29 protein-coding genes and 1 tRNA gene are annotated in these 24,233 nt (G+C 72.2%); 17 read left to right on the top strand and 13 right to left on the bottom strand.

Features of this window, described 5'->3' with window-relative positions:
• Position 1: 1 nt before the first annotated feature.
• Positions 2-1,192 (top strand): acyl-CoA dehydrogenase family protein, encoded by a 1,191-nt coding sequence (locus OG570_RS25165; RefSeq protein WP_326959724.1) that lies wholly within the window; start codon positions 2-4, stop codon positions 1,190-1,192.
• Between the two features lie 4 nt (positions 1,193-1,196).
• Here OG570_RS25165 and OG570_RS25160 read toward each other — a convergent pair whose 3' ends face one another.
• The gene (locus OG570_RS25160) at positions 1,197-2,423 is read right to left on the bottom strand and encodes an LCP family protein (RefSeq protein WP_326959723.1); all 1,227 of its coding nucleotides are present in this window, start codon (positions 2,421-2,423) and stop codon (positions 1,197-1,199) included.
• A gap of 212 nt (positions 2,424-2,635) precedes the next feature.
• Positions 2,636-3,379, bottom strand: coding sequence for an SDR family NAD(P)-dependent oxidoreductase (locus OG570_RS25155; protein WP_326959722.1), 744 nt, complete (start codon positions 3,377-3,379; stop codon positions 2,636-2,638).
• Between the two features lie 97 nt (positions 3,380-3,476).
• On the opposite strand from OG570_RS25155, the gene OG570_RS25150 reads away from it, so the two are divergent.
• The 3 genes from OG570_RS25150 (at position 3,477) to OG570_RS25140 (ending at position 6,734) form a co-directional block, all read left to right on the top strand.
• Positions 3,477-4,094, top strand: a complete 618-nt coding sequence (locus OG570_RS25150; RefSeq protein ID WP_326959721.1) for a TetR/AcrR family transcriptional regulator — start codon at positions 3,477-3,479, stop codon at positions 4,092-4,094.
• A 79-nt stretch (positions 4,095-4,173) separates the two neighbouring features.
• Positions 4,174-5,691 carry an MDR family MFS transporter gene (locus tag OG570_RS25145; RefSeq protein ID WP_326960147.1) on the top strand — a complete coding sequence of 506 codons (1,518 nt, stop codon included), beginning with the start codon at positions 4,174-4,176 and terminating at the stop codon, positions 5,689-5,691.
• A 53-nt stretch (positions 5,692-5,744) separates the two neighbouring features.
• On the top strand, positions 5,745-6,734 hold the full coding sequence (locus OG570_RS25140; protein WP_326959719.1) for an RNA polymerase subunit sigma-70: 990 nt from the start codon (positions 5,745-5,747) through the stop codon (positions 6,732-6,734).
• A gap of 292 nt (positions 6,735-7,026) precedes the next feature.
• Here OG570_RS25140 and OG570_RS25135 read toward each other — a convergent pair whose 3' ends face one another.
• A complete protein-coding gene (locus OG570_RS25135; RefSeq protein WP_247054803.1) occupies positions 7,027-7,290 on the bottom strand; it encodes a WhiB family transcriptional regulator in 264 nt (87 codons plus the stop codon).
• Between the two features lie 589 nt (positions 7,291-7,879).
• On the opposite strand from OG570_RS25135, the gene OG570_RS25130 reads away from it, so the two are divergent.
• Both OG570_RS25130 and shbA read left to right on the top strand, forming a co-directional pair.
• Positions 7,880-8,368 carry an RNA polymerase sigma factor gene (locus OG570_RS25130; RefSeq protein ID WP_247054805.1) on the top strand — a complete coding sequence of 163 codons (489 nt, stop codon included), beginning with the start codon at positions 7,880-7,882 and terminating at the stop codon, positions 8,366-8,368.
• A 147-nt stretch (positions 8,369-8,515) separates the two neighbouring features.
• Positions 8,516-9,112, top strand: coding sequence for an RNA polymerase sigma factor ShbA (shbA, locus tag OG570_RS25125; RefSeq protein WP_326951605.1), 597 nt, complete (start codon positions 8,516-8,518; stop codon positions 9,110-9,112).
• Here the strand turns inward: shbA and OG570_RS25120 are convergent, their stop codons facing one another.
• Positions 9,113-9,958, bottom strand: a complete 846-nt coding sequence (locus tag OG570_RS25120; RefSeq protein WP_326943110.1) for a LysR family transcriptional regulator — start codon at positions 9,956-9,958, stop codon at positions 9,113-9,115. It abuts the gene before it with no gap.
• A 96-nt stretch (positions 9,959-10,054) separates the two neighbouring features.
• Between OG570_RS25120 and OG570_RS25115 the strand changes: the two genes are divergently transcribed.
• From OG570_RS25115 to OG570_RS25100, 4 genes are all read left to right on the top strand, one after another.
• Complete coding sequence (locus OG570_RS25115) at positions 10,055-11,035, top strand: bile acid:sodium symporter family protein (protein WP_326959717.1); 981 nt, start codon at positions 10,055-10,057, stop codon at positions 11,033-11,035.
• Positions 11,036-11,096: 61 nt separating this feature from the next.
• Positions 11,097-11,624: a dihydrofolate reductase family protein gene (locus tag OG570_RS25110; RefSeq protein ID WP_326959715.1), complete on the top strand. Its 528-nt coding sequence runs from the start codon at positions 11,097-11,099 to the stop codon at positions 11,622-11,624.
• A 156-nt stretch (positions 11,625-11,780) separates the two neighbouring features.
• Positions 11,781-12,233 (top strand): hypothetical protein, encoded by a 453-nt coding sequence (locus tag OG570_RS25105; protein WP_326959713.1) that lies wholly within the window; start codon positions 11,781-11,783, stop codon positions 12,231-12,233.
• A 401-nt stretch (positions 12,234-12,634) separates the two neighbouring features.
• Complete coding sequence (locus OG570_RS25100) at positions 12,635-13,081, top strand: hypothetical protein (RefSeq protein ID WP_326959711.1); 447 nt, start codon at positions 12,635-12,637, stop codon at positions 13,079-13,081.
• A gap of 158 nt (positions 13,082-13,239) precedes the next feature.
• Here the strand turns inward: OG570_RS25100 and OG570_RS25095 are convergent.
• Positions 13,240-13,313: transfer RNA gene (locus OG570_RS25095), tRNA-Ile, on the bottom strand.
• Positions 13,314-13,501: 188 nt separating this feature from the next.
• Between OG570_RS25095 and OG570_RS25090 the strand changes: the two genes are divergently transcribed.
• Positions 13,502-13,774 carry a hypothetical protein gene (locus OG570_RS25090; protein WP_326943114.1) on the top strand — a complete coding sequence of 91 codons (273 nt, stop codon included), beginning with the start codon at positions 13,502-13,504 and terminating at the stop codon, positions 13,772-13,774.
• Between the two features lie 45 nt (positions 13,775-13,819).
• Here OG570_RS25090 and OG570_RS25085 read toward each other — a convergent pair whose 3' ends face one another.
• Complete coding sequence (locus OG570_RS25085) at positions 13,820-14,338, bottom strand: hypothetical protein (RefSeq protein WP_326959709.1); 519 nt, start codon at positions 14,336-14,338, stop codon at positions 13,820-13,822.
• Between the two features lie 55 nt (positions 14,339-14,393).
• Positions 14,394-15,356, bottom strand: a complete 963-nt coding sequence (locus OG570_RS25080; protein ID WP_326959707.1) for a hypothetical protein — start codon at positions 15,354-15,356, stop codon at positions 14,394-14,396.
• A gap of 191 nt (positions 15,357-15,547) precedes the next feature.
• Between OG570_RS25080 and OG570_RS25075 the strand changes: the two genes are divergently transcribed.
• Positions 15,548-16,561 (top strand): hypothetical protein, encoded by a 1,014-nt coding sequence (locus tag OG570_RS25075; protein WP_326943117.1) that lies wholly within the window; start codon positions 15,548-15,550, stop codon positions 16,559-16,561.
• A 211-nt stretch (positions 16,562-16,772) separates the two neighbouring features.
• On the opposite strand, the gene OG570_RS25070 is transcribed toward OG570_RS25075, so the two are convergent.
• Positions 16,773-16,946 (bottom strand): hypothetical protein, encoded by a 174-nt coding sequence (locus OG570_RS25070; protein WP_326959705.1) that lies wholly within the window; start codon positions 16,944-16,946, stop codon positions 16,773-16,775.
• Positions 16,947-17,015: 69 nt separating this feature from the next.
• Entirely contained in the window at positions 17,016-17,531 is a 516-nt protein-coding gene (locus OG570_RS25065; RefSeq protein ID WP_247054820.1) for a hypothetical protein, read from the bottom strand.
• 206 nt (positions 17,532-17,737) lie between these two features.
• On the opposite strand from OG570_RS25065, the gene OG570_RS25060 reads away from it, so the two are divergent.
• Positions 17,738-18,019, top strand: a complete 282-nt coding sequence (locus tag OG570_RS25060; RefSeq protein WP_326943119.1) for an isoamylase — start codon at positions 17,738-17,740, stop codon at positions 18,017-18,019.
• A 3-nt stretch (positions 18,020-18,022) separates the two neighbouring features.
• Here the strand turns inward: OG570_RS25060 and OG570_RS25055 are convergent, their stop codons facing one another.
• The gene (locus OG570_RS25055) at positions 18,023-18,781 is read right to left on the bottom strand and encodes a LysR substrate-binding domain-containing protein (protein WP_326959703.1); all 759 of its coding nucleotides are present in this window, start codon (positions 18,779-18,781) and stop codon (positions 18,023-18,025) included.
• A 41-nt stretch (positions 18,782-18,822) separates the two neighbouring features.
• Here OG570_RS25055 and OG570_RS25050 point away from each other — a divergent pair, with 41 nt between their 5' ends.
• From OG570_RS25050 to OG570_RS25035, 4 genes are all read left to right on the top strand, one after another.
• Positions 18,823-19,206 (top strand): DUF5997 family protein, encoded by a 384-nt coding sequence (locus OG570_RS25050; protein ID WP_326959701.1) that lies wholly within the window; start codon positions 18,823-18,825, stop codon positions 19,204-19,206.
• Positions 19,203-20,429 carry a kynureninase gene (locus OG570_RS25045; protein ID WP_326960146.1) on the top strand — a complete coding sequence of 409 codons (1,227 nt, stop codon included), beginning with the start codon at positions 19,203-19,205 and terminating at the stop codon, positions 20,427-20,429. The genes OG570_RS25050 and OG570_RS25045 overlap by 4 nt, the downstream gene beginning before the upstream one ends.
• Before the next feature lie 77 nt (positions 20,430-20,506).
• Positions 20,507-20,965, top strand: a complete 459-nt coding sequence (locus OG570_RS25040) for a MarR family winged helix-turn-helix transcriptional regulator (RefSeq protein ID WP_326943122.1) — start codon at positions 20,507-20,509, stop codon at positions 20,963-20,965.
• 10 nt (positions 20,966-20,975) lie between these two features.
• The gene (locus tag OG570_RS25035; RefSeq protein ID WP_326959699.1) at positions 20,976-21,827 is read left to right on the top strand and encodes a haloalkane dehalogenase; all 852 of its coding nucleotides are present in this window, start codon (positions 20,976-20,978) and stop codon (positions 21,825-21,827) included.
• Positions 21,828-21,838: 11 nt separating this feature from the next.
• On the opposite strand, the gene OG570_RS25030 is transcribed toward OG570_RS25035, so the two are convergent.
• The 3 genes from OG570_RS25030 to OG570_RS25020 are packed head-to-tail and all read right to left on the bottom strand — an operon-like array spanning position 21,839 to position 24,099.
• Positions 21,839-22,465 carry a TetR/AcrR family transcriptional regulator gene (locus OG570_RS25030; RefSeq protein ID WP_326943124.1) on the bottom strand — a complete coding sequence of 209 codons (627 nt, stop codon included), beginning with the start codon at positions 22,463-22,465 and terminating at the stop codon, positions 21,839-21,841.
• A 48-nt stretch (positions 22,466-22,513) separates the two neighbouring features.
• Positions 22,514-22,702: a ferredoxin gene (locus OG570_RS25025; RefSeq protein ID WP_326943125.1), complete on the bottom strand. Its 189-nt coding sequence runs from the start codon at positions 22,700-22,702 to the stop codon at positions 22,514-22,516.
• Positions 22,702-24,099, bottom strand: a complete 1,398-nt coding sequence (locus tag OG570_RS25020; RefSeq protein WP_326959697.1) for a fatty acid desaturase — start codon at positions 24,097-24,099, stop codon at positions 22,702-22,704. Before OG570_RS25020 ends, OG570_RS25025 begins: the two co-directional genes overlap by 1 nt.
• Between the last annotated feature and the right edge of the window lie 134 nt (positions 24,100-24,233).

Genomic DNA, 24,233 nt, shown 5'->3' with positions numbered 1-24,233 from the left:
CATGGAACCGCTCAAGGACAAGCTGACCGCTGATTTCTACGACTTCGAGGCGCTGCTGCCGGACGACGAGCGCAAGCTGCTCGTGAGTGCGCGCGAGTTCATGCGGAACGACGTCAAGCCGCTGGTGAACGAGAACTGGGAGAAGGGCACCTTCCCGAAGGAGCTGATCGGGATGTTCCGCGAGAGCGGTCTCGCGGGCCTGCCCTACGAGGGGTACGGCACGCACAAGCCCGCGGTCAGCCACCTGCTCACCGGCATGATGGCGATGGAGATGAGCCGCACGGACGCGTCGATCGCGACGTTCTTCGGTGTCCACAACGGACTCGCGATGTACTCGATCTACAGCGGCGGCAGCCAGGAGCAGCGTGACCGCTGGCTCCCCGAGATGGCCGCGATGGACAAGATCGGCGCGTTCGCGATGACCGAGCCGCTCGGCGGTTCCGACGTCGCGGGCGGCATGCGCACCACGGCCAAGCGGGACGGCGACGCCTGGATCCTCAACGGCGCCAAGAAGTGGATCGGCAACGCGACCTTCGCCGACTACATCGTCGTGTGGGCGCGCGACGTCGACGACAACCACGTCAAGGGGTTTGTCGTCGAGAAGGACATGCCGGGCTTCGTGGCGGAGAAGATCGAGGGCAAGATCGCGTTCCGGATCGTCGAGAACGCCGAGATCACCCTGACCGACGTCCGCGTGCCGGAGGCGAACCGCCTGCAGGGCATCAACTCCTTCCGCGACGTCGCGGAGATCCTGCGCGCCACCCGCGGCGGCGTCGCGTGGCAGGCGCTCGGCGTGGCGATCGGCGCCTACGAAGCCGCGCTCGCCTACGCGCAGGAGCGGCAGCAGTTCGGCCGGCCGATCGCCCGCTTCCAGCTGGTGCAGGACCTGCTCGTGAAGAGCCTCGGGAACATCACCGCGTCGTGGGGCATGCTCGTGCAGCTCGCCCGCCTGCAGGACGCCGGGATCTTCAAGGACGAGCACTCGTCGCTGGCCAAGGCGTTCGTGACGTCGCGGATGCGCGAGGTCGTCGCCTGGAGCCGCGAGATCTTCGGCGGCAACGGGATCGTGCTCGGCTACGACGTCGCACGCTTCTTCGCCGACGCCGAGGCGATCTACTCCTTCGAGGGCACGCGCGAGATGAACACCCTGATCGTCGGCAAGGCGATCACCGGGCAGTCCGCGTTCGTCTGATCGCTCAGTTCACGCAGCCGGCGGCCGTCGAGGTCGCCGGCTGCTTCGTGGTGCCCGAGGTGTCCGGCGTCTTGCCCGGGTCCGGCGTCGACGTGCCGGTCGCGGCCACCGGCTTGACGCCGCCCGCCACCTCGTCACCGGACGCCTGCACCGCCGGCGTGCTGATCGCCGTGCGGACGAACTGCTGGACCTGGCCCGGGTCGACCTTCACCGCGTCGCCGTCGGACGGCGTCGCCAGCGAGAGGCTCTGCACCGGGATCGTGGCGAAGCCGATCGCGCCCGACGTCATCCCCCGCAGCTGCTGCGCGAAGCTCAGGACGTCCCACCCCTTGTCCAGGACGACCGAGCCCTGCACCGCGCTGACCAGCGCGTTCAGCTTCGACGGGCTGGTGAACGTGCCGGCGTTGAGGACGGTCTTCGCCATCGCGGACAGGAACGCCTGCTGCCGCGCGATCCGGTCGAGGTCGCCGTTGAGCAGCCCGTGGCGCTGCCGGACGAACGCGAGCGCCTGGGCGCCGGACAGCGTCTGCGGCCCGGCCGGGAAGTCCGCGCCGGAGTAGGTGTCGTGCACCGGCGCCTTGAGGCAGACCTCGACGCCGCCGACGGCCTGCGACAGCGCGTCGAACCCGGCGAGGTTGATCGACGCGTAGTGGTTGACGGTCAGGCCGGTGAACTTCTCGACGGTCTGGATCGCGGTCTTCGCGCCGGCCTCGTTCGCCGCCACCTCCAGCTGCGCGCCCGAGAGGCCCTGGGCGCGCAACCCGGACATCGCGGCGTTCTTGCCGCGGCTGTAGGCCGAGTTGATCTTGTGCTTGCCGTAGCCGCCCGCGATGTCCACATAGGAGTCACGCGGGATCGAGATCGCGGTCGCCGCGGCGCCGCCGGCCGGGATGTGCACCACGATCATCGTGTCCGTGGTGTCCCCGCCGTCGTCGCCGCTGCCCGCGTGCAGAGCGTCGAGAACGCTCTGCGGCAACGGGTTGCCGTAGGCGTCGGTGCGGGCGTCGATCCCGACGAGCAGGATGTTCTGGGCGATCTTCAGCGGTTCGCCATTTGCGACAGTGTCACCGTCGATCTGCGCGGCGGGTGGGATGACGTTCGCCGTGACGATGCCGTCGTCCAGCTTGCTCAGCTGCGACCACGCGTACCCGGTGGCCGCGAGCACCAGCGTCGACACGACGCCGAGCGCGACTCGGCCGCCGATGCGGCGCCCCCGGGACGACAACAGCACGACAAGTTTCCCCTTGCTTCCCTCGATGGAACCCCCTGTGTTCGAGGATCACCGCGTTAGCTGGGAATTACCTGAGAAACTTGTTGAAAGCTTGTGACGCTGCCCGAACGGCCGAGCAAAACCGGGCCCATCGGCCGATTTCGCGACGCACCGTGCCGGAGCGCGCACGGGAATGGGCTGTGGCGCCCGACACACGCGTCCCGGCTAGCGGGTCACCGCGGCATCCGGCGCCAGATCGCGCGCGGCAGCAAGCGCATCGCGAAGAAGACCGGACGGAGTACGCCGGGCACCCAGACGACCCCGCGGCCGCGGCGCAGCGCGGCGACGGTCGCGTCGGCGACCTGGTCCGGCGTGCTCGAGAACGGCGCCGGCGCCATGCCCTCGGTCATCCGCCCGATCACGAAGCCCGGGCGGACCAGCAGCAGGTGGACGCCGGAGCCGTGCAGCGCGTCGGCGAGGCCGCTCGCGAAGCCGTCGAGACCGGCCTTCGCCGAGCCGTAGACGTAGTTCGCGCGGCGCACCCGCACCCCGGCCACCGAGGAGAACACGACGAGCCGGCCGCGGCCCTGCGCGCGCAGGAGGTTCGCGGCGTGGGTCAGGACGCCGACCTGCGCGACGTAGTCGGTGTGGACGATCGCGGCGGCGTGGGCGGCGTCGGACTCGGCCCGCTCCTGGTCGCCGAGGATGCCGAAGGCGAGCACGACGACGTCCAGCGGCCCGTGGTCGGCGGCGACCTTCTCCAGGAATGCGCCGTGCGCGGCGAGGTCGTCGGCGTCGAAGTCCGCGGTTTCGACGGTTTCGGCGCCGGCTTCACGCAGCGCGGCGACCTCCCCGGCGAGGTCCGCGCCCGGCCGCGCGGCCAGGACGAACCGTCGCGTGTCCCCGCTGACCAGGCGTTTCGCCACGGCCAGCCCGATCTCACTGCGTCCGCCGAGCACCAGCACCGTTCCGCTCACCCCGGCAGTCTCCCAGCCGCGGCCGCCGCCTGCGGAGGCAGGTCGGTGCACGAAATGCAACTTTGCATGACGTGCAAGTTCCGCTAACGTGGTCGACGTGCCCCCACCACCCGGCCTGCGTGAGCGCAAGAAGTACGAGACGCACCGCGCGCTGGCCGTCGCCGCCGTCGAGCTCGTCGCCGAGCGCGGCCTCGACGCGGTCACGGTGGAGGACATCGCCGCGACGGCCGGCGTCTCGGTCCGCACCTTCTTCAACTACTTCGCGTCCAAAGAGGACGCCGTCGTGATCGCCTACCCGGACCACCTCGAACGCACCGAACGCGCCATCGGGCGGTTCCTCGCCCAGCCGGCCGAAGTGTCCACTTTGGACGCACTGGTCACCGTCATGCGCGAGGAGGTCGCCGACGTCGGGGCGAACCCGCGGGAGTGGCTGGCGCGGATGACCGCGGTGAAGCAGAACCCGGCCCTGTTCCACCGGGCCGTGACGATGAACGCCCAGCAGGCCGAGCCGCTGACCGCGGCGATCGCCCGGCGTGCCGGCTGCGACCCGGGCGACCTGTACCCCTCGCTGCTGCTGGCCGTGGTCGGTGGCGCGATGAACGCCGCGATGCTGCGGTGGCGCGAACGAGGCGGCGAAGAGACCGTCTCGGCCCTGTTCGACGAGGCCGTGGCGAGCATCGCCGCCGGCCTGCCCGACCCGCAGCGGACCCGCTGACCCGGTCCGCGTCCGACACCCAGGGGGGACACCCGTGTCCACGACCGCCGACCCGCCGCAGACGACGACGTCCGGCCCGATGAACCGCAGACAGGTGCTCGAAGCCATGTCCGGGCTGATGATGGGCATCTTCGTGGCCATCCTCGCCTCGACCGTGGTGGCCAACGCGCTGCCGCGGATCGTCAGCGAGCTGGGCGGCTCGCAGTCGTCCTACACGTGGGTGGTCACCACCGAGCTGCTGGCGATGACGGCCACGGTTCCGTTGTGGGGCAAGCTTTCCGACCTCTACAACAAGAAGCTGCTGATCCAGGCCTCGCTGGCGCTGTTCGTGGTCGGCTCGCTCGTGGCCGGGTTCGCCGGCAACATCGAGGTGCTGATCGCCAGCCGCGTCGCCCAGGGCATCGGCGGCGGCGGGCTCACCGCGCTCGCGCAGGTGATCATGGCGGCCATCGTCTCCCCGCGCGAGCTGGGCAAGTTCTCCGGGATCTTCGGCGGCGTCTTCGCCGTCGGCACCGTCGCCGGCCCGCTGATCGGCGGCGTCATGGTCGACACGTCGTGGCTCGGCTGGCGCTGGTGCTTCTTCCTCGGCGTCCCGTTCGCCGTCGCCGCGATCCTGTTGCTGCAGCGGACGTTGAAGCTGCCGACGATCCGCCGGGACGTCAAGGTCGACTACCTCGGCGCGTTCCTGATCATGGCCGGGGTGTCGACGCTGCTGGTCTGGTCGTCGCTGGCCGGGCACCAGTTCGCCTGGGGCTCCTGGCCGACCGCCGTGCTGGTGACCACCGGCCTGGTCGTGCTGGCGCTGGCGGTGTTCGTCGAGTCGCGGGTGCGCGAGCCGATCCTGCCGCTGGGCCTGTTCCGCAACCGCACGATCACCCTGACCACGGTGGCCAGCTTCCTGGTCGGCGTCGCGATGTTCGGCGGCACGGTGTTCCTGTCGCAGTACTTCCAGCTGGCGCTGGGCAAGTCGCCGACGGTGGCCGGGCTGATGAGCCTGCCGATGATCTTCGGCCTGCTGATCTCCTCGACGGTGTCGGGCCAGCTGATCAGCCGGACCGGCAAGTGGAAGGCGCACCTGGTCATCGGCGCGATCCTGCTGACGGCCGGGCTCGGGCTGCTCGGCACGATCGACGCGCACACGAGCGTGGTCGTGCTCAGCCTGTTCATGCTGGTTCTCGGCACCGGCGTCGGCATGCTGATGCAGAACCTGGTGCTGGTGGCCCAGAACGACGTCCCCGCGCACGACCTCGGCTCGGCGACGTCCACGCTGTCGTTCTTCCGCAGCCTGGGCGGCTCGATCGGGGTGAGCGCGCTGGGCGCGGTGCTGGCCGACCGGGTGACCGCGCTGATCACCGCGGGCCTCGGCCCGCTGCCGGGCGGCGGCAGTTCGGAGACGGTGCCGAACCTGGCCACGCTGCCGGAGCCGGTGGCCAAGGTGATCCGCGAGGCCTACGGCACGGCGACCAGCGACCTGTTCCTGATCGCGGCACCGATCGCGCTGCTGGTGGTCGTCGCGGTGGCGTTCCTCAAGCACCTGCCCCTCAAGACCCAGAGCGGCCTGGAACGGCTGGCGGACGAGGAGACCGCAGCGGTTTAGCTCGGCGGCGCGAATCCTCGGTCTCTGACCTGCGGTGCGCTAGCGTGCCGGGGATGAGCGGGGACTTCGAGCGCGTCGTCGAGCGGCACCGGCGGGAGATCCAGGTGCACTGCTACCGGATGCTCGGCTCGCTCGGGGATGCCGAAGACCTGACGCAGGAGACCTTCCTGCGGGCGTGGAAGGGCCGCGACGGGTTCGAGGGGCGCGCGAGCGTGCGCACCTGGCTCTACCGGATCGCGACGAACGCCTGTCTCGACGCGCTCGCCCGGCAGCCGCGGCGGGTGCTGCCCGACCAACTGGGGCCGTCCGGGGAGCCGGACGGGCCGCTCGCCGCCGTCGACCAGCCGTGGCTCGAGCCCTGTCCGGACCGGCTGCTCGACCTCGAGACACCGGACGCCGTCGTGGTCGAGCGGGAGACGATCGAGCTGGCCTACCTCGCCGCCGTGCAGTACCTGCCGCCGCGGCAGCGGGCGGTGCTCGTGCTGCGCGACGTGCTCGGCTGGTCGGCGAAGGAGACGGCGTCGCTGCTGGAGACGAGCGTCGCGTCGGCGAACAGCGCGCTGCAGCGGGCCCGCACGACGCTGCGTGAGCGGCTGCCCGCGCGCCGTTCCGAGTGGACCGCGGGTGATCCGACGGCGGCGGAAGCCGCGCTGCTCAAGCGGTTCATCGCCGCGTACGAGCAGGGCGACCCGAGCGCCGTGGCGAAGCTGCTGCACGAGGACGCCCAGGCCGTCATGCCGCCGTACCCGCTGTGGTTCGCCTCGCGCGCCGCGATCGTCCGGGCGCTGTCGCTCAGCATGGACCCGGCGGCGCCGACGTGCATTGGCCGGTTCCGGATGCTGCCGATCCGCGCCAACCGCCAGCCCGCGGTGGCCACCTACCTGCGACGCCCGGGCGAGGACGGCTACCGCTGGTTCGGCGTGACGCTCCTGACGATCGAACGCGGCCTGGTGGCGGCGATGGCGGCGTTCGAGCCGCCGTCGGCGGAGCCGTGGGGCCTGCCGGACGTCTGGCCCGCGGACGGCACGCCCCCGCCGCACTGAGCACGTACGCGGGTCCGGCGTGATCGAAGCCGTGACCCGCGTGATCGACGCCGTGACTCACGTGAGTGAAGACGTGACTCGCGTGAGTGAGGACGGGACTCGCGGGATGCGGAAAGTACTCGGAAACGCGGCCGATAACACTCGAAGAATGCGTCACCCACATCAGGCAATGGAAATGCCCGGGTGGGTGATTCCACAAGGGTCACCCACCCGGGCACACACACGCCCGGAATTCGTTCTCCGGTTTCGGTGTTTCGCTCCAGGCCGCCGGGAAGAGGTCACCGGGCGGCGGTCACGCCACTCGGTCCCGCTGGGGCGCCGTGCGCACCAGCCGGCGGCGTTCGACCGCGGTGGTGCCGCCGAAGACGCCGTGGTCCAGGCCGTTGTCCAGCGCGTAGCCGAGGCACTCGGCGCGTACCGGGCAGCGACCGCACACCGCCTTCGCGTGGGACGTCTGCCGGGCGCCCGGACCGACCTCGGAGATCGGGAAGAACAGTTCCGGGTCCTCGTCCTTGCAGGCCGCGAGTTCCGCCCAGCCCGTCATCGTGGCTTCCATTTCCTTCGTTCACCTCCCTAGCTCTGCTTGTTTCCCATTGTCGTGACGCGTCAACCGACTTGACCGCCGCGGGCGCGCAAGCGTATCCGCCTGGGTCAAGGGGTTTTGGCGTCGGTCCCCGGCTCACCCTCCGGGCAACCAAGACTGCAACACGTGAGAGTACGCCTTTCTTCCGGGGATCTCGATGTCGATCACGTCACCCGATCGACGGCATCGGTCTCGGCGCGTCCCCTTGCGCGACCACGCGCGGACCTGGTCGCCGGCGCCGGGTTTGCCGGTCCGGCAAGGATTCCCGGCTCGGCCGCGGCGGACCGCGCACCGGGACGCGCGGTCGCCGGCCGGTGACCGGAAGTCACCGTTCGCGGGTGCGTCTCCGGCGCGAACCGGGACGCGTGGCCAGTTGCTGTCGGCTTCGCTCTCCGTGGCTCATCCCGCCCGGGTACCCAAGATCGTCGGGCCAACCCATCACTTTGCGTGACCCGGACGGCGTACCGCATTACTCCTACCGAGGAGTCGTGGCCGAATCGTTACACGTAGCGGTCACCTCACCGCACTTGTTCCTGTGGAGGCGAGGGGTGGTGAGGCGGCCGTGTGCGGTCGAGACGAGTTCGACGCGTTCTTCCGCGCCGATTTCCCGCCACTCGTGGCGTTCCTGTGCAAGGCCGGGTTCGAGGTCGAAACCGCGCGTGACGTCGCCGCCGAGGCGATGCTGCACGCGCTGGAGGCGTGGCCGACCATCGAGGACCCGCGGGCCTGGGTCCGCCGCGTCGCCGGCCGGCTGCTCGACGCGCCGGGGGAAGCGCGCGTCGACTGGGCACCGGTCGCCGACCCGCGGGACGACGAGAAGCTGGCCGCTCTGGTGGAGCAGCACGGCGACCTCATCGAGCTGCTCGCGACGCTCCCCGGCCGGCAGCGGACGGTCCTCGCGTGGTCGCTCGACGGGTTCACCCCGGCGGAGATCGCGCAGGCGCTCCGGGTCGACCCGGCGACCGTCCGGTCCAACCTCCGCCACGTACGGGAACGCCTCCGGCGTCACCGGGCCGCACCACCCGACGATCAGCGGGACAGGGGAAGGTGAGCTGAAATGCCGGCAACCGAGTACGGGGATCGCGCGATCACCGAGCAGCTGCGGGAGTCCAACGCCGCGCTGCACGACTCGCTGCGCGTCGGCCTCGACGTGGAGGGCACCCTGCTGCGGGTGCGCGGCCGCGCGCTCGTGCGGGAGATCGCCGCGGCGCAACCCGCCGGGGACTTCCCGGACCACTGGCGCCGGCACGACGAACCGGTCGCCGCCGCGATCGCCGGCGACGACGCCGCGACCGCGCGGCTGCTCGCCACGATCCGGCCGCTGGTGGTGCGCTACTGCCGGGCCCGCGTCGGGCGCACCGAGCGGACCTTCGCCTCGGCCGACGACGTCGCCCAGGAGGTCTGCCTCGCCGTGCTCACCGCGCTGCCGTCCTACCGCGACCAGGGCCGCCCGTTCCTGGCCTTCGTCTACGGCATCGCCCAGCACAAGGTCGCCGACGCGCACCGCGCCGCGGCCCGCAACCGGACCGACCCGGTGGCCGAGGTGCCCGACGGCGTCGCCGACACCGCCGGCCCGGAGCAGCGGGCCCTGCAGTTCGAGCTCAACGAGCGGCTCACCCGGCTGATGGAGATCCTGCCCGAGAAGCAGCGCGAGATCGTCGTGCTGCGGGTGGTCGTGGGGCTGTCCGCGGAGGAGACGGCGGGCGCGGTCGGCTCGACGCCGGGCGCGGTCCGCGTCGCCCAGCACCGGGCACTGGCCCGGCTGCGGCGGCTGCTGAACGGCGACGAAGCGTGATCAGTCGGGTTTCCTGGGTCCGACCCGGTCGAGGACGAACTCGGCGAGCGCGGCGGCGGGTTCCTCCATCGACTCCCGCGCCAGCAGCATGAACTCGATGTCGCCGGGCTCGGGCAGGCCGTCGAGCTCGACGAGGTCGGCCGGGACGAGGCTGCGCGCGTGCAGGGTGACGCCGAGCCCGGCCGCCGCCGCGGCCCGCAGGCCGGTGAGGCTCGAGGTCTGGCACGCCGCCCGCCACTCCAGGCCGGCGCGTTCGAGGCACTCCACGGCGAGCTGCCGGGTGATCGACGGCATCGGGTACTGCACCAGCGGCACCGGCTGGCCCGGCTCCAGCACCGTCGCGGCCGAGCCGATCCACACGAGCGGTTCGCGCCACAGCAGCCGGCCGTGGTGCGCGCCCGGACGGCGTTTCCCGAGGACCAGGTCCAGCTGCCCGGCCCGCAGCCGCTGCGCCAGGACGTCCGAGAGCTCGACGGTCAGCTCGACGTCGACCAGCGGGTGACTGCGGCGCAGCCGGTGCAGGATCTCCGGCAGCTCGCCGAGCGCGAAGTCCTCGGACACCCCGAACCGGACGCGTCCGCGCAGCCCGGCGCCGCGGAAGTGCCGCTGCGCGCGCTCTTCGGTGTCCACGATGGTCTGCGCGAACCCCACCATCGCCTGCCCGCGCGCGGTGAGCTCGACCGTGTGGGTGTCGCGGGCGAACAGCAGCCCGCCGGCGTCCTTCTCGAGCCGGCGGACGTGCTGGCTGACCGTCGGCTGGCCGACGCCGAGCCGGCGCGCGGCCGCCGTGAAGCTGCGCGTCTCGGCGACGGCGAGGAACGACCGGCACAGCCGTGGGTCCAGCACCGGCCCACTCTATCGCGATCGGCGATAACAGTCAGTCCGGTCATCGGGGTTCACAATGAGCGGCGCGCGTCCGAGAATGGTCGTGGAAGGAGATCCATGTCCCGCTTGCGTCTCGACCCGTTCATCGTCGCCATCCTCGCCACCGTCGGCGTCGCCACGCTGCTGCCCGCTTCGGGCGCCGTGGCCAGTGGGTTCAGCACCGCCACGACGGTCGCCGTCGGGCTGCTGTTCTTCCTCTACGGCGCCCGGCTGTCCACGCAGGAGGCCCTCGAAGGCCTGCGGCACTGGCGGCTGCACTCGGTCGTGCTCGCCTCGACGTTCGTGCTGTTCCCGCTGCTCGGCCTGGCCGTCACGCTGCTGCCGTCGTCGGTGCTGCCCGGGCAGCTCGCCGCCGGCGTGCTGTTCCTGGCCGTGCTGCCCTCGACGGTGCAGTCCTCGATCGCGTTCACCTCGATCGCGCGGGGCAACGTCGCGGCCGCGATCTGCAGCGCGTCGCTGTCCAACCTGGCCGGCATCGTGCTGACGCCGATCCTGGTGGCGCTGCTGCTGTCCGGGGACGGCGCGGGCGTCGACGGCTCGGCCGTGCTCGGGATCGTGCTGCAGCTGCTCGCGCCGTTCGTCGCCGGGCAGCTGGCGCGGCGCTGGATCGGCGACTGGATCACGCGGAACTCCGCGCCGCTGAAGCTGTTCGACCGCGGCTCGATCCTGCTGGTCGTCTACACGGCGTTCAGCGCGGGCATGACCGAGGGCATCTGGCACCGCCTCGACGCCGGTCACCTGCTGGTGCTCGCGGCGGTCTGCGTCGTCGTGCTCGCGGCGGTGCTGACGGCGACCGGGTGGGGCGCGAAGGTGCTCGGGTTCGCCCGCGCCGACCGGATCACCATCGTCTTCTGCGGGTCGAAGAAGAGCCTGGCGAGCGGCCTGCCGATGGCGACGGTGCTGTTCGGGCACGCGCAGGTCGGGCTGATCGTGCTGCCGCTGATGCTGTTCCACCAGCTGCAGCTGATCGTCTGCGCGACGATGGCGCGCCGCTACGCCCGGGACGCTTCGGACGCCGAGGAGCTCGTCGCCGCCTGAGCGATGAGTTTTCCGGACCGCGCCGGTCAGTAGAGGTGAACCTCCACCGAAAGGCACGTCCATGGCCAAGCTGCTCTACCACATCACGATGTCCCTCGACGGCTTCGTCGCCGGGCCCGCCGACGACATGTCCTGGCTCGCGGGGCAGGCCACCGGGCCGAACCCGGTCGTCGAGCGGCTGCTCGGCGAGATCGGGGCGGTCCTGCTGGGCCACCGCACCTACGCCCCGGCGACGTCGGCCGAGGGCGAGGTCTACGGCGGCCGCTGGCAGGGCCCGAAGTTCGTGCTCACGCGCGACGACCCGGCGACGGCCCAGCCGGGCTTCACCTTTGTCGAGGACCTCGGGGCCGCCGTCGCGACGGCGTCGAAGGCCGCCGGTGACGGTTACATCGCGCTGCTCGGCCCGACGCTGGCCCGGCGGTGCCTGGACGCCGGGTTGCTCGACGAGGTGCTGGTGCACGTGGTGCCGGTCCTGCTCGGCGACGGCGTCCGGCTGTTCGAGCACCCGGGCGGCACGCAGGTGCGGCTCGACCCGATCGAGCTGAGCCACGCGGGGCGGATCAGCACCGTCTGGTGCCGGGTCGCCTGACGCTCCACTGTGGACGGTCCCGCTCAGCGGAAACCCGGTGACACAGGATCACCGCGAGCCCTACTGTTGATGTTCGTCGTGCGGGGGAGGCACGATCCGGGGGCTTCTTCGTGCTGCCCGGCTCCCTCGCGCGCATCCGGCGACGAGGGGACTCCGATGACAGGCACGAAACTCCGAAGAAGAGCCACCGTGGTGACCGCGCTCGGCGCGCTCGCCCTGGTCGCACCGCCGGCGCAGGCCGCCGAAACCGCCGTTCCCTGCGACGCGGCCGCGCTGGTCCAGGCGGTCGCCGCGGCGAGCACCACCCCCGACGCGGACACGCTGTCGCTGGCACCGGGCTGCGACTACGCGCTCACCGCCGTGGCGGACACCGCCTGGGCGGCGGGGCTGCCGTCCGTCCGCGGGAAGCTCACCGTCCAGGGCAACCACGCGACGATCCGCCGGGCCACCGGCGCGCCGCAGTTCCGGCTCATCGCCAACTGGGGCGACCTGACCCTCATCGACGTCACGCTCACCGGCGGCCACGCGCCCGACGGCGTCGGCGCCGGCAGCGACGGGCGCGGGAACCCGGGCGAAAGCGGGGCGCCATCGAGAACTGGGGGCCGCTGAGCATCACCGGCAGCACGGTCACCGGCAACACGTCCGGCTCGGGCGGGCGCGGCGTCGACGGCGCCTCGCCCGGCCGCGGCGGACTGGCCGGCTTCGGCGGCGGGATCTCCTCCTACATCGGGAGCACGACCGCTCCCCTGACCATCACCGGCAGCGAGATCACCGGCAACACCACCGGCGACGGCGGCCGGGGCGGCGACGCGACCGGGACGGCCACCGGCGGCGACGGCGGCTCGGGCGGGTTCGGCGGCGGCCTCTACACCTCCGTCGGCACGGTCCTGCGGATCACCGGCAGCACCGTCACGGGCAACACCGCCGGGGTGGGCGGCCCGGGCGGAACGGGTGGCCCGGGCACCGGTTCCGGAGCCGGGGGCAGCGGCGGCTCGGGTGGCGGACTGTTCGTGTCCACCCGCCAGGGTGAGCACCTGAACCCGGTCGTCACGACGACCGAGCTGAGCGGAAACCACGCGGGCCGCGGCGGCGACGCGGGCGTCCCGGGCGCGGGCGGATACGTCGGCTGGGCGGGTTACGGCGGCAACGGCGGCGGGCTCGGCCTGTTCTACGACGCACTCACCTTCGACGGCGGGAGCGTCACGGACAACACCGCGGGCGAACCGGGGGCGGGCTACTCGCCGCTGGCCGCCGACGCCGGCGGCGTCTACACGCTGGACGCCCGGGTGACGCTGGCCGACGGCGCCACGGTGACGGGCAACCGGCCGCGCAACTGCTCGTCGGTGGCGGACGTGCCCGGGTGCGTCAACGACGGGAATCCCTTGCCCCACGCGGCCGTGGCCGGCTCCCGGGACGAGGCGGCCATCACCGCGGTTTCGGCGTCGGCGCGTCGCTGACGGGTGCCCGGGTCTGGCCGAGTGTGTTCCGGCCGGGCCCGGGGTTCCGGCGGGAAATGCCGAGAGCGCAACGGAAATCGATGCACGATGGGTGCACGCCGGCGGGAATCCGCGGGACGGCGAGTGTGCCGCGCGAGCGGACCTCGCCCACGACCGAGTGGGGCGGGCGGGGCTCGAACCCGCGGCCAAGGGATTATGAGTCCCCTGCTCTAACCAACTGAGCTACCGCCCCCTGACCCCGGTGCGCGCAGGCGGCTCGGGGATTCACAAATGCAAAGAAGACCCAGTTCGTTTCAAGTTATCACAGCGGCCATCCGGGCCCACCCGGTAGGCCAAACAGGTTGTCGTGGCTGCCGACCGGAGCACGCTCGTCTAAGTTGCAAGGACGTTGCCGCCGAACGGCCCGGCGGGAGGTGAACGATGACCACCGCACTGCGAGCCGCACCGGCACAGCTGTTCCGGCTGGCGTTGCTCGACGCCGTGACCGCCGGCGCCGGCCTCGGCTACCTCGCGCACCAGTACCGGGAGGCGCTCGTGGCGAACTCCGCGGCCATCGGCCTGGCACTCCTGCTCCTGTTCGCGCTGGGCTACGGGATCCGCACGGCCGCCCGGGTGCTGTCCCGGGCGGGTTCACGGGTGGACGCCATCTTCGCCGACGAGCTGCGGGACAAACCGTCACCCTGGCCGCGCTGAAGCCGTTGCCGGGCAAGGGTTTCGCCGCGGATTCCGCGACCCGGTTCAGCCGCCACCGCCCGCCGGAGTGGTGGTATCCGTCGGCGGATCGGTTCGCGGAGAAGTGGTGGTAGTGGGCGGAGGCGTTGTCGTCGTAACCGGCGTCGTCGTCTCCGGTGGCGGAGTGGTCGTCTTCGGCGTCGTGGTCGGTGTCGTCGCCGCAGCGCCGTAAGCCGCGTAGGTGAACCAGATCTGGCCGAACGTCTTCGGCGTCGTCTGAGTGAACATCGCGCGCACCTGGAACGTCGTCGCCGTGTACGAGCCCAGCACCGTGTTGAGCGTGAACGCGTTGAACGCGCTCGGCGTGTTCGGCGAAACCACGACCGCCTCCGGCACCTTGCCGAGGCCGTGGGTGACCGTGCAGAAACCGTTGCCGTCGGTGACGCAGGTGGCCTGCGCCGCCTGGACGATCGGCGCGGGCGCCGGGCCGACGGCCGCGGACGCGCCCGCGAAGACCACCGCGCCCGCCGTCACCGCCGAAGCGCCGGCCAGTGCCGCGAAAGCGATCCGTGCTCTGTTTCCCATGCTGGGCCTCCCCTGGTGAACGACGCACCCAGGGTCGTCGCCGGTCCGCGGCCCGTTACGCGTCCGCCAGCCACTGGACGCCGTACGCGTAACCCAGCTGGGGCGCCGCGAAGTCCTGCACCACCTCGGCCGTGCCGTCGAGCGGCAAGGACTCGCCCGGCTGCGGCGGGTCGGACAGGACCGAGGTCGGCACCTTGTCCAGGCGCCAGACCGCGCGGGGCAGGTGGTCCGGGTCGAAGCGGACCCGGACCGTGAACGACTCGCACGTCACCAGCGGCACGAACGCGTACGACGGGCGGATCGGACGGCCGTCACGCACCTGGTACTCCAGCGAATACGTGTGGTCCTCGCCGGCGCCGAGGGGCCTCGGCAGGTCGAGCAGCCAACGAAAGTGCCGCTGGCCCTGGCGGATCGGCTCGCCGAGGCGGACGCCGAACTGGGCGTCGGCGGTCACGTCGCGCTCGGCGTCGGTGCCGTCCTCGACGCGGGGCACCGTGAACTGCGCGGAGATGCGGCTCAGGCCGTCGCGGGTCGCGACGATCAGGCGTTCCTCGATCAGCGTCGGCACCGGGGTGTCCAGCCGGACGACGGCGGTGAGCCGCTTGACGAACCAGCCCTTGTCCGGGTCCTGCTCCCCGCGCTCGGGGTGCGTGCTCGCCTCGATCTCGGCGGCCAGCCGGGCGCAGGCCCGGTCGATCCGCCGGCGGGCGGTGCGCTCGGCGACCTGCAGCCGCTCCATCAGGACCGCGACCCGGTCGCTGAGCAGCGAGTGCTGCGCGCCCGGCTCGATGCACAGCGCGATGGTGACCGCGAGGCGGTCTTCCAGGGGGAACTCCTCGATCGCGGACTCGATCGCGGCCCGCAGGACGCGCCGCGCCTCCCGGTCGTTCTTCGCGCGGTGCAGCTCGCACCAGCCGGAGATCAGCGGGCCGACCCGGCTGAGCAGGCCCTCGGTCTCCAGGCCCCAGCCCCGCCGCAGCGTGGTCAGTTCGCGGCTCAACCCGCCGTCGTGTGCCATCGGAAACCGATTGTGGCACGCGGACTTCCGCGCGATCGGACGTATTCGCTCCACCGATCAGGTGATTCACCCGGTGGCCAGTTGCTGGCCAGTCGGCCCGGAACTCGGCCTGGCGCCGACCTTTTCCCCTCCCCCGAGGGGCCGACCATTTGCCCTGTCGGCGTATTCGCGCGAGGCATCTGGAGGAACGCTTGCCCGGCACCACGCACCCGATCCGCCCGGCCGACGTCGCCGGGGTCCGCGAGCTGGCGCGCGCCGGGCGGCTGGCCCGGTCGGCTTCGGCCGCGCCGCCCCGCGACCTCGCCCGGCTGCGCGGAGCCGTCTACACCGTGACCTGGCCGCTGGTGTTCGCGCGGATCACGAAGCCGCTGGAACTGCAGCGCCGGCACCCGGACTGCCTCCGCGGGCTCGAATGGATGCGGCCGGACTGCCTCGACGGCTTCCACGACGACGTCGAAGCCGTGGTGGAGCACGCGTTGCGGCGCGCGACGGACCCGATCCAGAACCTGGAGGGCTGGCTGGCCACCCGGCTCAGCCCGGCGACGGTCGACGCGCACCGGCGCCGGCGCGGCGAAATCGGGGCCCTGCAACGACCCCGGCTCCCGGCCTGGCTGGGCGACGCCCTCGGCGGCGACCCGTGGCTGGGCGAGCTGGCCGTGCGGATCCTGCTCTGGGCCGGCGTGCCGACGACCGCGGGCGGCGAGCTGTGGCCGCTGGCCGGCTGGGCCGCGCGCCGCGCCGAGGTCACCGGGGAGCCGCCGGCCGGCCAGGACCACCGCGAGACGCTCGACCGCGAGGTGCGGACCGTGCTGGCGGCCATGCGGACCCGGCCGAAGTGGTACGCCGAGCACGTCGAGCGGCCGCTCGGCCACAAGCGCGCCCCGGTCGCGCCGATGCCGGCGGACAGCTCGTCCGAGCTCACCGCACTGGAGCTGGTGCGCCCGCACGAGGTCGACGACGCCCGGCTCACCGGCCTCGCCGAGCAGGCGCTGCGGGCGATCGAGGCCCGCCTCGCCCGCGGCCAGGACCCGGCGGTCGCGATCACGGCGGTCGTGCGGGTGGTGTTCGGCACGGCCGCCCCGGCCACGCTGGACCGCTTGCCGCACAACGGTTCCACCCGCGACGACTGGCTGTCCACCGCCCTCGCCGACGACGCGCGCCTTGCACGGATCGTCGCCACGGCCCTGGCCGTCCTCGACCGCTGACCACTCCAGCCCCGGTCGTGAGTGGTAATGAGGGTTAGAACCCTCTTTGCCACTCACGACAAGCCGCGGCAGACCCGGAACGCCGCCACTCACGATTCGAACCCGGCTGCCCGCCACCCTCGCCGACCTCCCCAGCGCCGGTCGTGAGTGGTAAGTCGGGTTAGAACCGCCCTCACCACTCACGACAAGCCACGGCAGACCCGGAACGCCGTCACTCACGATCCCGGCTCCGGCTGTCCTCGGTCAGCGATCCTGAGCGGACGTCGAGCAGTTCGGCCAGGACCTCGGGTGGGCAACCCGCGTCGCGGGCCCGGGTGCCGGCGGCGGCCAGTTCAGCTATCAGCAGCTCACGCAGGGACGACCGGGTCGCGTCGGCCAGTCTCACCCGATGCTCCTCTCGCCGGCGCCGGCTCCCGCCGGTCCCGCCTTCCCCTGACGGACACGCCTCGACGTCTCAGCGCCACCACGGTGGCGGCGGTGCCGGGAGCCGCAGCGGGCAGCACGTGTGCCGGCCCACCCAGCAGTCGCCCAGCCAGCGGGTCAGCGCGACCGGGCCGAGGAGGCTGTCCTCCCACACCGGGCGCAGCTCGCCGGCCCGGCGCAGGACGCGCTCGGCCGTGCGGCAGAAGCGGATGATCGTCGCGACGGCGGCGTCGGCCCGCTCCGTCGTCCAGGCGACCGCGGCTCCGGGCAGCCGGGCCGGGACGGCCAGGCCGGGTGCGACGGTGCAGTCCCGGGCCAGCTGCACGGCGAGGTCGAACTCGACCGCTTCGGCGCAGCGCTGCCGCACCTGCCAGCCGGGCGACGCCGTGGCGGCGTGCAGGCCGGCCAGCCGCGCGGCGGCCAGCCCGTCCCACACCGTCAGGAGCACCGCTCGCGTGTCGGCCGGTGGCGCGTCGGCGAGCTCGCGAGTCGCGGCGCTGAGCCAGGCACACGGGTCCTTGACGAGACGATCAACGGTGATGGTCACGGCAGCCAGTTTTGCACCGGAAGCCGCGAAAGACAGCAAGATGATCATGGATCGCGGCGAGTCCACCCGGTCGGTGGCGCACCGTTGAGCGGCGTCGTCCCCCTTTTGAGCACTCTTCGTGACCGAATCGTCACAGGTGTGCGATCATGAGCGCGCTCAACGTCGAGCACGCCCTCCTGACCGTCCCGTGAAAGGGCCACCGACGAGTGATCAAGATCAGCAAGAGTCCCGCCGGCGCCAAGCGCGTCACCTTCAGCCTGCCGATCGGCGCGCCGCCGGGGCGGGTGAGCGTGGTGGGGTCGTTCAACGACTGGACCCCCGGCCGCCACCACCTGCTGCCGCGCTCGAACGGCCGCCGCTCGACGTCGGTCGAGGTGGTGCCGGGCACCGTGCTCCAGTTCCGCTACCTCGGCGAGGACGGCCACTGGTTCGACGACCCCGACCTCCAGGACCGCGTGAACGGCAACTGCGTCTGCGAGACGAACTAGACGCTAGGACCGGCGACGCGGCTTGCCGCGCTTCGCCACTCCGCCACCGCGTCGACCGGCTCCCGGCTTCCCGCCCGCGGACTTCCCGCCGGCGGGCTTGCGGGCCGGCGGCTTCCGCTCGGCGGGAGCCGGTGCCGGTGCCGGTGCGGCTGAGCGGCCGCGCGTGCTGTTGACCGTGCGGCCGCGGACGATGCCGATGAACTGCTCCATCAGGTCGCTCGTCTCGTCTTCGAGCCACGACAGCGCCACGCTCGACTGCGGCGCGTCCGCCACCGGCCGGTAGGTGAGGTCGCGGCGGTGGTGCAGCCGCGCGAGCGACTGCGGGACGACCAGCACCCCGACGCCCGCTGCCACCAGTTCGATCGCGTCCGCCGTCGTTTCCGGGCGGTCCACGGCCGGGCGACCCGGGAGCGAATCCCACTCGATCGTGTCATCGAGGGGGTGCAGCACGACGTCGTCCGCCAAGTCCGCTGTGGACACTTCGTCGGCCGCCGCGACCACGTGGTCCTTGGGGACGAGAACGACCGTCGTCTCGGTGTAGAGCGGGATCGCGTGCAGGCCGTCGCGGTCCAGCGGCGAGCGCAGCAGGGCCGCGTCGGCGCCGTGCTCGCGCACGAGGGCGGTGGCGTCCGCCGCGGCGACGGGCACCAGCTGCAGCGGCACTTCGGGGACCCGCTCGGCCCAGGTCCGCACCCACTTGGCGGGTGTCGCTCCCGGGACGTACGCGAGCCGGAAGGAGGCGGGAACGTCCGGGCCGGTCACCGGGTCAGGTTACCGGTCGGGCGCTGGCTACCCTGGACGGCATGACGTCGCACAAGACCACCCAGACGATGAAGCCCGCGACAGCGGCGAAGAAACTGGGTGTGTACCTCGAAGCCACGCCCCCGGAGTTCCAGGAGGGCGTCGTCTCGCGCGACGAGCTGAACGCGCTGCAGACCGACCCGCCGGAGTGGCTGCGCGAGCTGCGCCGCACCGGCCCGCACCCGCGGCAGGTCGTCGCGGCGAAGCTGGGCGTGTCCATCGGCGGCCTCGCGCGCGGCGGTGTCACCGACGCGCTCACCACGGAGCAGATCGACGCGCTGAAGACGGAAAGCCCCGCGTGGCTGGAGCACGAGCGCGCCACCCAGGCCGAGGTGCGCAAGGAGGCCGAGCGCGTCAAGGAAAACGGCAAGGAGCAGGGGAACTGACCGCCGCCGACACCTCCCTCGAGCGCGCCGAGGCACTGGACGCCGCCGACGAGCTGGCCGCGTTCCGGGCCCGGTTCGTGCCGATCTCGGACCCCGGCGTCGTCGCCTACCTCGACGGGAACTCGCTCGGCCGTCCCCTGCTCGCCACGGCGGAGCGGCTGCAGGAAGTCGTCGTCCAGGAGTGGGGTTCGCGGCTCATCCGGTCGTGGGGCGAGCGCTGGCTCACGCTGCCTGAAGAAATCGGGGACGAGCTGGGCCGGGTCGCGCTCGGCGCCGCGCCCGGGCAGGCGATCGTCGCCGATTCGACGTCCGTGTGCCTCTACAAGACGATCCGGGCCGCCGTCGCGCTGCGGCCGGGCCGTGACGAGCTCGTCACGGACACCGCGAACTTCCCCACCGACCGGTTCCTCGTCGAGAGCATCGCCGCCGAGCTGGGCCTGACCGTGCGGTGGATCGACGCCGACCCGTGGGCCGGCTTCGGCGCCGAGCAGGTCGCGGCCGTCGTCGGCCCGCGCACCGCGGCGGTCGTGCTGTCCCATGTGGACTACCGCTCCGCGGCGATCGCCGACCTGGCCGGGATCACCCGGCTGGCGCACGAGCACGGCGCGCTCGTCGTCTGGGACCTCTGCCACAGCGTCGGGTGCCTCCCGGTCGAGCTGGACGCCGCGGGCGCCGACTTCGCGGTCGGCTGCACGTACAAGTTCCTCAACGCCGGACCCGGCGCGCCCGCGTTCCTCTACGTCGCCGCCCGGCACCAGGACGCCTTCGGCCAGCCGATCACCGGCTGGATCGGCGCGGCCGACACCTTCGCCATGGCGGCGCACTACGAGCCGGCGCCGGGCATCCGCCGCGCGCTGTCCGGCACCCCGCCGGTGCTGGGCATGATCGGCGTCCGGGAAGGCGTCGCGCTACTGGCCGAAGCCGGGATCACGCGCGTGCGCGCCAAGGCCGCCGAGCTGGGCCGGTGGGTGCTCGACCTCGCCGACGACTGGCTCGTGCCGCTCGGGTTCACCATCGCCTCGCCCCGCGACGACGACCGGCGCGGCGGGCACGTCACCCTCCGCCACCCGGACGCCGAACGGCTCTCGGCGCTGCTCATCGAGCACGGCGTCATCATCGACTTCCGCCGGCCCGACGGCATCCGCCTCGGGCTCAGCCCGCTGACCACCGGCTTCGCCGAAGTCCGGCGGGCGATGGCCCGGATCCGCGAACTGGCCGCCTGACCGCACCCGCGCCTCCCCCGGGGCTGACTCGGCCAAAATAGTAGCCATGTATTTAGTAGCCATGTACTGTATCGACCGTGAGCAGCACATCGAACGGCGCGACGCCGGGTTACCTCGTCTGGCGGCTGTCCATGAAGTGGCGCGTGGCCGTCGACCGCGCGCTGGCACCGCTGGGGCTGACGCACGCCCAGTACGTGCTGATGGCGTCGCTGTACGGCCTGGAGCGCACGGGTCGGCCGCCGAGCCAGCGCGAGCTGGCCGACCAGACCGGGCTCGAGGCGCTCTACGTCTCGAAGCTGGCCCGCGCCCTCGACGCCGACGGGCTCATCGCCCGCACCCGCGACCCCGCCGACACCCGGACCGTCCGGCTGACCCTCACCGGCCACGGCCGCGAGATCGTGCGGCCGGCGATCAGCACGGTCAGCGCCCTGCTCGACCGGCTCCTCGCCCCGCTCGGCGGCCGCGACGGCGACCGCACGGACGTGCTGGTCCGCGAGCTCACCCTCCTGATCGACACCCCACTGGATCCCTCCTGAAGGAACGGCCATGCCCGAAACCCCCGTCCTCGACTCGGTCCTGCACCACGAAGAGTCCGGTAGCGGTGCCCCGATCGTCTTCCTGCACGGCAACCCCGGTTCTTCGCACGGCTGGCGCCACGTCCTCCCGCACGTCGGCGCCGGGCGGCTGCTCGCCCCCGACCTGATCGGCATGGGCCGCTCGGGCAAGCCCGACGTCCCGTACGCCTTCGCCGACCACGCCCGCTACCTCGACGCCTGGTTCGACGCGCTCGGCCTGGACGACGTCGTCCTCGTCGGGCACGACTGGGGCGGCGCGCTCGCGTTCGACTTCGCCGCGCGCCACCCGGGCCGCGTCCGCGGGCTGGCGTTCTTCGAGACGATCGTCAAGCCGATGGCCTGGGAAGACCTCTCGCCGCAAGCGGCCGAGCGGTCGCGGAAGATCCGCACGCCGGGCGTCGGCGAAGAGCTGGTGCTGGAGCAGGACCTGTTCATCCGGCAGGCGTTCACCGGCGGGGTGCGCACGCCGGTCGTCGATCTCGACGCCTACCTGGCGCCGTTTCCGACGCCCGAGAGCCGTCGCCCGGTCCTCGCCTGGGCCCGCCAGCTGCCGCTCGGCGGCGACCCGGCCGGGCTCGTCACGCGCATCGAGGCCTACGACGAGTGGCTGGCGGGCAGCACCGGCGTCCCCAAGCTGCTGCTGACGTTCACGGGCTCGCCGACCCTGCTGATCGGCGAGGCGATGGCGCGGTGGTGCGCGGAGCACATCGCGGCGCTGGACGTCGTCGCGTGCGGCGAAGCCGGGCACCACGCCCACGAGGACCTGCCGAAGGAGATCGCCACCGAGATCGCCGCATGGGCGGACCGCCGCGGCCTCCGGTGACGAGGCGTCCGTCAGGCGTGGCGCAGGGGCGGGGTCGCCGCCTCGACGCCGAGGACGCGCGCGGCCACCCAGGCCAGGGCGTCCGCGGTGCGGGCCGGGGTGTCCGACGGCTGCATGACGTGGCTGAGGACGGTACGCACGACGACGTCGATCACCACCGTGACCTGCTCCGGCGTCAGCTCCGGGCGGTAGGACAGCACCCGCTCGACCAGCATGGTCTTCGCCCCGGTGAGGAGCATCCCCGCCTGCGTGGTCAGCAGCGGGAGCAGCTCGGTGTCCGTGCCGTGCGTCGCCGAGGCGATCGCGCGCAGCAGGATGTTGTCGTCGGCCAGCTCCAGGACCGCGCGGACGGCGTCGTACATCGCTTCGACGAGGTCGGCGGGGTGGCGCTCGAACGCCGCCGAGACGACCGAGAGGAAGCGGTCGAGCTCGTGCGCCACCATGGCCTCGGCCAGGGCGGTCTTGGAGCCGATCTCGTTGTAGACGGTCTGGCGGCTGACGCCCACCAGCTCGGCCAGCCGGGCCATCGTGACCGCTGACCAGCCGGCCCGCGCCGTCAGCTCGATCGCCGCGATGATGATCGGCCGCCGGTGCTGACCACCCTCGGGCGGCGCCAGTGCCCCGCTCATGATCGTCATTCTAGGCCGCGCCCGCGAAGGCCGGCGCCGCGCCCGCGACGACGGACGTCATGTCAGTTTCAGCGCCAGCACGGGACAGGAGCCGACGGCGGCGGCGACGTCCTCGCGGTGGTCCTCGCCGGGGCGCTCGTCGAGGACCACGACCGTGCCGTCGTCGCCTACCTCGAAGAAGCCAGGCGCCATCGCCTCGCACATGCCGATGCCGTCGCACTTGCCGCGGTCCGCTTCGATCCGCATCACGCGCCCACCCGGCCCGGCGCGACGAAGTCGACCTTCTCGCGCACGCCGCAGTCGGGGCAGCACCAGGAGTCCGGGATCGCGGACCACGGCGTGCCGGCCGGGAACCCCTCGCGCGGGTCGCCGCGCCGCTCGTCGTAGACGTAGCCGCAGCCGGGGCACATGCCGCCTTCGGTGGCGTCGCCGTGGGTGTCCTGGGCCTGGTGAACCGCGGTGACGCGGGTGCCGTACCGCGCGAGGATCTTGTCCCGCTTGCCCGGCCGCAGGTTGGCGCGGGAGAGGTCGCCGTCGAAGTGGGCGAGCACGCGCGGGTCCATCACGCGGCGCCAGACCGGCGGGACGAGCGCCAGCACGATCATCCCGGCGTACCCGGTGGGCAGCACCGGCGACTCCGCGAAGTCGCGCAGGGTCTGGTAGCGGCGCGTCGGGTTGGCGTGGTGGTCGCTGTGGCGCTGCAGGTGGTAGAGCAGGACGTTGGTGGCGATGTTGTTGGAGTTCCAGCTGTGGCTGGGATCCACGCGCTCGTACCGGCGGCGGCCGGGCACGCCGACCCGCTGGCGCAGCATGCCGTAGTGCTCCATGTAGTTGACGACTTCGAGCAGCGAGAAGCCGACCACGGCCTGGATCACCAGGTAGGGCAGGATGCCGACGCCCAGCCAGACGATCATCGCGGCCCACAGCACGGCCGACATCAGCCACGCGTTGAGGACGTCGTTGCCGATCCGGAACGGGTGCTTGTCGCGCCGGGCGTAGCGCTTGCGCTCCAGCCGCCACGCGGACTTCAGCGAGCCGAAGACCGTGCGCGGCCAGAAGCGGTAGAAGCTTTCGCCGACGCGGCTGCTGGCCGGGTCCTCCGGCGTCGCGACCCGGACGTGGTGGCCGCGGTTGTGCTCGATGTAGAAGTGGCCGTAGAAGCTTTGCGCCAGCGCGATCTTCGACAGCCAGCGCTCGTGGCTCTCCTTCTTGTGGCCCAGCTCGTGCGCGGTGTTGATGCCGATCCCGCCGATGCAGCCGATCGAGACGGCCAGGCCGACCTTGTCCACAATGGACAGGTCACCGCGGGCGACGAGCCAGAACGCCGCCACGAAGCCGACGTACTGGATGGGCAGGAAAGCGAAGGTGATCCAGCGGTAGTAGCGGTCTTTCTCCAGCCGTTCGAGCACGTCGTCGGGCGGGTTGCCGCGGTCGAGCCCGGCGAGCAGGTCGATGAGCGGCACGACGACGAGGATCACGATCGGCCCGATCCAGAACCAGACCCCCCAGCCGGTGGCGGCGTGCAACCCGATGGCGAGGAACGCCAGCGACGGCACCACCAGCCCGATCAGCCACAGGTACCGCTTGCGATCGCGCCACACCTCGGTCGACCCGGCGGGCACGGTCCCGGTCACTTCGCTCATCACACCCTCCTCCGTTGGCTGGGTTTACAAAACGATAGTGGATGTACAGCGTGATTGACAATAGGTGGGTTGATGTCAATCGAATGGCGGATCAGGCCAGGTCAGGCGCGGTGCACCCGGTCGACGGATTCCGC

This window comes from Amycolatopsis sp. NBC_01286 (assembly GCF_035982555.1).
GTDB lineage: Bacteria > Actinomycetota > Actinomycetes > Mycobacteriales > Pseudonocardiaceae > Amycolatopsis.
This window is presented reverse-complemented; position numbering and strand designations above follow the sequence as displayed.